This window comes from Cryobacterium algoritolerans (assembly GCF_004402785.1).
Taxonomy (GTDB): Bacteria; Actinomycetota; Actinomycetes; order Actinomycetales; family Microbacteriaceae; genus Cryobacterium; species Cryobacterium algoritolerans.
The window spans coordinates 1-6,042 of record NZ_SOFP01000037.1 but is presented as its reverse complement, the minus strand read 5'-3'; the positions used below and the strand labels follow the sequence as shown (position 1 = coordinate 6,042).

General features: G+C 67.1%; 5 protein-coding genes and 1 tRNA gene. 3 read left to right on the top strand and 3 right to left on the bottom strand.

The features are described from left to right. Nucleotides 1–225: 225 nt before the first annotated feature. A tRNA-Leu gene (locus tag E3O19_RS07050) sits at nucleotides 226–311 on the bottom strand. Nucleotides 312–349: 38 nt separating this feature from the next. On the opposite strand from E3O19_RS07050, the gene E3O19_RS07045 reads away from it, so the two are divergent. Continuing rightward, on the top strand, nucleotides 350–955 hold the full coding sequence (locus E3O19_RS07045) for an ANTAR domain-containing response regulator (RefSeq protein ID WP_134566515.1): 606 nt from the start codon (nucleotides 350–352) through the stop codon (nucleotides 953–955). Nucleotides 956–1,055: 100 nt separating this feature from the next. Here E3O19_RS07045 and E3O19_RS07040 read toward each other — a convergent pair whose 3' ends face one another. Beyond that, on the bottom strand, nucleotides 1,056–1,481 hold the full coding sequence (locus E3O19_RS07040) for a hotdog fold thioesterase (RefSeq protein ID WP_134566514.1): 426 nt from the start codon (nucleotides 1,479–1,481) through the stop codon (nucleotides 1,056–1,058). Nucleotides 1,482–1,538: 57 nt separating this feature from the next. Between E3O19_RS07040 and polA the strand changes: the two genes are divergently transcribed. After that, nucleotides 1,539–4,226, top strand: coding sequence for a DNA polymerase I (polA, locus tag E3O19_RS07035; RefSeq protein ID WP_134566512.1), 2,688 nt, complete (start codon nucleotides 1,539–1,541; stop codon nucleotides 4,224–4,226). Nucleotides 4,227–4,261: 35 nt separating this feature from the next. Next, on the top strand, nucleotides 4,262–5,938 hold the full coding sequence (locus E3O19_RS07030) for a DUF885 domain-containing protein (protein WP_134566510.1): 1,677 nt from the start codon (nucleotides 4,262–4,264) through the stop codon (nucleotides 5,936–5,938). Here E3O19_RS07030 and E3O19_RS07025 read toward each other — a convergent pair. Continuing rightward, the coding region (locus tag E3O19_RS07025; protein WP_166804401.1) for an integrase core domain-containing protein at nucleotides 5,935–6,042 on the bottom strand (108 nt) is incomplete at its 5' end. The genes E3O19_RS07030 and E3O19_RS07025 overlap by 4 nt on opposite strands.

The window sequence follows — 6,042 nt, the reverse complement described above, 5'->3', positions numbered from 1 at the left end:
CCACCGTGCCCCCACCGTGCCCCCACCGTGCCCCCACCTCACCACCGTGCCCCCACCCGGCCGCGAGAGTGCAGAAAACGCCCCTTCGGCGCAGCGGAAGGGGCGGATTGTGCACTCTCGCGAAGGAGCGGAAGTCATCGGCACGCCGGAGGGCCTCGACGGGGGCGATCCGGCGACGCCGAGGGAGGTCGCAGGGAGAGCTCAACTACGCAATCGACTGGGTGTTGGTACCGGTGGTGGGACTCGAACCCACACGTCCTCTCGAACAAAGCATTTTGAGTGCTCCGCGTCTGCCATTCCGCCACACCGGCTCACAACACCTGGTTCAGAATACCGTAGGCTTTGACCCGTGACCGACCAAGATTCCGCCCCAGTTCCTCCTCGCCGTGTTGTAGTGGCCGAGGACGAGTCCCTCATCCGCCTCGACATCGTCGAAATCCTCCGCGACGCCGGATTCGAAGTGGTCGGCGAAGCCGGCGACGGCGAAACCGCCGTGGCCCTCGCCACCGAGCTACGGCCCGACCTGGTGATCATGGACGTCAAGATGCCGCACCTCGACGGGATCTCCGCCGCCGAGCGAATCACCAAAGCGCACATCGCGCCGGTCGTGCTGCTCACGGCCTTCAGTCAGAAGGAGCTCGTCGAGCGGGCCACCGAGGCCGGCGCGCTGGCCTACGTCGTCAAACCGTTCACGCCCAACGACCTCCTGCCGGCGATCGAGATCGCCCTTTCCCGCTACAGCCAGATCATCACGCTCGAGGCGGAGGTCGCCGACCTGGTCGAGAGGTTCGAGACCCGCAAGCTCGTCGACCGCGCCAAGGGTCTGCTCAACGAGAAGATGGGCCTTTCCGAGCCGGAATCGTTCCGCTGGATCCAGAAAGCATCCATGGACCGCCGCCTCACCATGCACGATGTCGCCCAAGCGATCATCGAGCAACTCTCCGCCAAGAAGTAACGCCAGCCTCGGCGGTCTGCCTGTCCCCGACGTTCTCGGAGTCGTCGGGGCCGGCTCGGCCGCGGATGTCGGCCGCCGTCGTGGTAGGTGGGACCGGTACTCAGGCCGGTGCCGGCAGTTCCTTGATCAGGTTGGTGATCCGGATGGTCGAACAACGCCGGCCCCGATCGTCGGTGACAACGATCTCGTGAGAGGTCAGTGTACGGCCCAGGTGCAGCGGTGTGCACACCCCCGTGACGAAACCGGACGTGGCCGACCCCGTGTGGCTGGCATTGATCTCGATGCCCACCGCGAGACGCCCGTGTCCGGCGTACAGGTTGGCCGCCATCGACCCGAGCGACTCGCCCAACACCACATAGGCGCCGCCGTGCAGCAGCATCGCCGGCTGGGTGTTGCCCTCGACCGGCATCCGTGCGATCGCCCGGTCGATCGTGAACTCGACGAACTCGATTCCCATCTTCTCGGCCAGGCTGCCCGCCCCGCGCTCCTGCACCCAGGCCAGCGCGTCTTCGGTCTTCTCGATCATGATCACCTTTGGTCGCTGCACCCTGCCCGCGTCTGGCGACGCTTGTAGGCTGTCTCTGTGTTGGATTCCGAAAAGCCTACCCTGATGATCATCGACGGCCATTCCCTGGCCTACCGGGCGTTCCATGCCCTCCCGGTTGACAGCTTCCAGACCCGGGACGGGCAACACACCAACGCCATCCACGGGTTCATCTCGATGCTGCTGAGCCTGTTGCGTACTGAGAAGCCCAGCCACATCGCGGTGGCGTTCGACATCTCCCGGTTCTCCTTCCGCACCCGCGAGTACCCCGACTATAAGGGCACCAGGGCCAGCACCCCGAGCGAGTTCATCGGGCAGGTCCCGCTGCTTCAGGACGCTCTCGCGGCGATGAACATCACGACCCTGACCAAGGAGGATTTCGAGGCCGACGACATCCTCGCGACCCTGTCGGTGCGCGGCACGAACGAGGGCTACCATGTGCTCGTCGTCTCAGGTGACCGCGACACCATCCAGCTCGTCAACGAAGACGTCACCCTGCTCTACCCGGCCAGCCAGGGTGTGTCGGCGCTGACCCGGTACGACCCGGAGCGGGTGATGGAGAAATATGGAATCCGGCCTGCGCAGTACCCGGATGTCGCCGCGCTCGTCGGCGAGACCAGCGACAATCTGATCGGCATCTCCAAGGTCGGAGAGAAGACGGCCGTGAAATGGCTGGGGCTCTACGGCAGCCTGGACGGGATCCTCGAACACGCGGACGAGATCACAGGCGTCGTCGGCAACAACCTGCGCGAGCAGAAGGAAAACGCAATCCGCAACCGGCGGCTGAACCGGCTGGTGACCGACCTCGACCTGCCCGTTGAGATCACCGACCTTGCCCGCGGTGCGATCAATGAACCGGCCGTGCGCGACATCTTCGGCCGGCTCGAATTCAAGACCCTGCTCGACCGGGTGATCAAACTCGAGGGCGGCGCGGCCGTGGCCGACGGCGACTCAGCCGGGACGCCTGCCACGGCCGGGGAGCCCGCGCCCATCCCCGCGGCCCCCACCGCACAGGACCTGCTCGACGAGGAACTCGGCGCCTGGATCGGCCGGGCCGTTGCCGCATCGCCGGAGGGCCTCGGCCTGTGCGTCGAGGTGCAGGACGGCAAGGCGATCGGCTTCGGCCTCGCCGGCCCGACCGAAACGGTCAACCTGCCCTGGCAGCCGGGCCGCACCGACTACCTCCCGCTCGAGGAATGGCTCGCGAGCGACTCACCCAAGATCATGCACGACGCCAAGCACCAGATCAAGGCGTTGCGCCGCAGCAACCTGGCCTTCACCGGGCTGGCCACCGACACCCTCATCGCCGGCTGGCTGCTGCGCCCGGGTGGCCCCGACAAGACGCTGACCGACCTGGTCACCCGCTACCTCGACGAAACGCTCCCCGTGCACGACCCCAACCAGCTCGTGCCGGACGAGGCAGAGGCCGGGGGAGTCCCGATGCAGGCGTGGTTCACGTACCGCCTCGCCCAGGTCCTGGCCGCGCAGCTCGACGAGGGCTCACAGCGGGTGCTGACCGGGATCGAAATGCCCACCCTGGTCGCGCTCGTGGACATGGAACTCGTCGGGGTCGCCGTCTCGCACGACGAGTTGGCGTCGCTGTCCACGCAACTCGGCGAACGCTCCGCGGGCCTGGCCGCGGGCGCGTACGCCGAGATCGGCCGTGAAGTCAACCTCGGATCGCCCAAGCAGCTCCAGGAGGTGCTGTTCGAGCAGCTCGGCATGCCCAAGACCCGCGCGAACAAGACCGGGTACTCCACGGATGCCGGCGCCCTCGCCGACCTGCAGGCCAGCAACCCGCACCCGTTCCTCGACCTGCTCCTGCAACACCGCGACGCGACCAAGCTGCGCCAGATCGTGGAGACCCTGGACAAGGCCATCGACGGGTCCGGCCGCATCCATACCAATTACGTGCAGATCGGCACGGCCACCGGGCGGATCTCGTCATCGGACCCCAACCTGCAGAATATCCCCGTGCGCACCGAGGAGGGCCGCCGGATCCGCGCCGCCTTCCACGCCGGGCCGGGCAGCGAGTGCCTGCTCACCGCTGACTATTCCCAGATCGAAATGCGCATCATGGCGCACCTCTCCGAGGACGCCGGCCTGATCGAAGCCTTCAACGCCGGCGAGGACCTGCACAGGTTCGTCGGTTCCAGCGTCTTCGGCGTCGCACCGGCCGACGTCACTCCCGAGATGCGCACCAAGGTCAAGGCCATGTCCTACGGGCTCGCCTACGGGCTGAGTGCGTTCGGTCTTTCCCGCCAACTGCGGATCGACACCAGGGAAGCCAAACAGCTGATCGGCGACTACTTCGCCCGGTTTGGGGCGGTGCGCGACTACCTCAGGCACGTCGTCGAACAGGCCAAGCTCGACGGGCACACGACCACCATCTTCGGTCGTCGGCGTCCCTTCCCGGAGCTGCACAGCGCCAACCGGGTGTTGCGGGAGAACGCGGAACGCGCCGCGCTCAACGCGCCGATCCAGGGCTCGGCGGCCGACATCATGAAGATTGCCATGAACGGCATCGCCGACGATCTGACCGATGGCGGCCTGGAATCGCGGATGATGCTCCAGGTGCACGACGAGCTGATCTTCGAGGTGGCGCCGGGGGAGTGGGATGCCCTGCGCGCCGTCGTGACGCATCAGATGGAGACGGCGGCCGACCTGCTCGTGCCACTCGAGGTACAAGTCGGCCGCGGCGGGAACTGGGACGACGCCGCGCACTAGTGACCGGTCGCGCCGCGGTGTCCTAGGCTCATGCCATGACAATCGACATTCAGCGCACTCCGACGGCGATCGACAAGATCGCCGAGGACTGGGTCGACACCCTTGTCCACCTTGACCCGACGGTCGGCACCTACATCGGGCGCACCGCCGGCGACGGCGGCTTCGGAGACTACTCGCCGGCCGGCGACGAGCGCCGCAACCGTGAGGCGAAGAAGGTCATCACCCTCCTCGATGCGACGCCGGTCGCAGACGACGTCGACGTCGTCACCCGCACCGATCTCCGCAGCGCCCTCGCCCTCGACGTGGAGAGCCACGAGGCCGGGCTGGCCCTGCGCGACCTTAACGTGATCGCGTCGCCGGCCCAGGGCATCCGTGAGATCTTCGACCTCATGCCCACCAAAACCGTCGACGACTGGGAAAACATCTCGTCCCGGCTGGCCGCCGTCCCCGACGCCATGGACGGCTACCTGGACACCCTCAGGGAGGGTATACGGCAGGGGATCATGCCCGCGAAGCGCCAGGTACGCGAGGTTGCCATCCAGGCCAAGCGCCACGCCGCGAACGGCGGGTTCTTCGCCAGGTTCGCCGCGGAGGCCAGCCTCGAGTCCGGTAGCCTGCCTGCGTCCCTGGCCACCGACCTCGCCGCTGGCGCGCGCGCCGCCGCCGCCGCGTACGGCACCCTGGCCGAATTCCTCGGCGGCACGCTCGAGAGCGAGGCTCCCGAGAAGGATGCGATCGGGCGAGACCTATACGCACTCCAGTCCCGCCGCTTCCTCGGCGCCACCATCGACCTCGACGAAACCTACGAGTGGGGCATCGAAGAACTGGCCCGGATGGTCGCCGAGCAGGAGAGCATCGCCGAACAGATCAAGCCGGGCGCGAGCGTGCTCGATGCGATCGCCTTCCTCGGCACCGACCAGAGCCGCAAGCTGCAGGGCACGCAGGCGCTGCAGACGTGGATGCAGGAGACCAGCGACCGCGCCGTCGCCGAGTTGTCAGGGAGCCAATTCGACATCCCGGACGAGATCAAGCGCCTCGAGTGCATGATCGCGCCCACCCAGGAGGGCGGGATCTACTACACCGGACCCACCGACGACTTCTCCCGGCCCGGCCGGATGTGGTGGTCCGTCCCCGTCGGCGTCACCGAGTTCGACACCTGGCGCGAACTCACCACCGTCTACCACGAGGGCATCCCCGGGCACCACCTGCAGATCGGCCAGGCCGTCTACAACCGGGCCAAACTGAACACCTGGCGCCGCCAGCTGGCGGGCACCTCGGGCCACGCCGAGGGTTGGGCCCTCTACGCCGAACGCCTGATGGAGCAGCTCGGCTACCTCGACGACCCGGCCGACCGCCTCGGCATGCTCGACGGGCAGCGGATGCGCGCCGCCCGCGTCGTGCTCGACCTCGGGGTCCACCTGGAGAAGCCGCTGCCGGACGGCTCGGGACCCTGGACGGCCGACTACGCATTCGATTTCCTCCGCCGGAATGTGAACATGAACGACAGCTTCGTGAAGTTCGAGGTAAACCGTTACCTCGGCTGGCCCGGCCAGGCGCCCTCGTACAAGGTCGGTCAGCGGATCTGGGAAGAACTGCGCGACACCTATCGGGAGCGGGAAGGCGACGCGTTCTCGATCAAGGACTTCCACCGCAAGGCCCTGGACCTCGGCGGTGTCGGCCTCGACACGCTCCGATCGGCGATGTTGGGCTAGGTGTTGTTCCCACTGACGTTGTGAACGCGGTCGATGGGTGATTTGCCGCCGATGCCGGTATGGGGTCTGTGGTGATTGTAGCTGTGGATCCAGGCCTGGTAGGT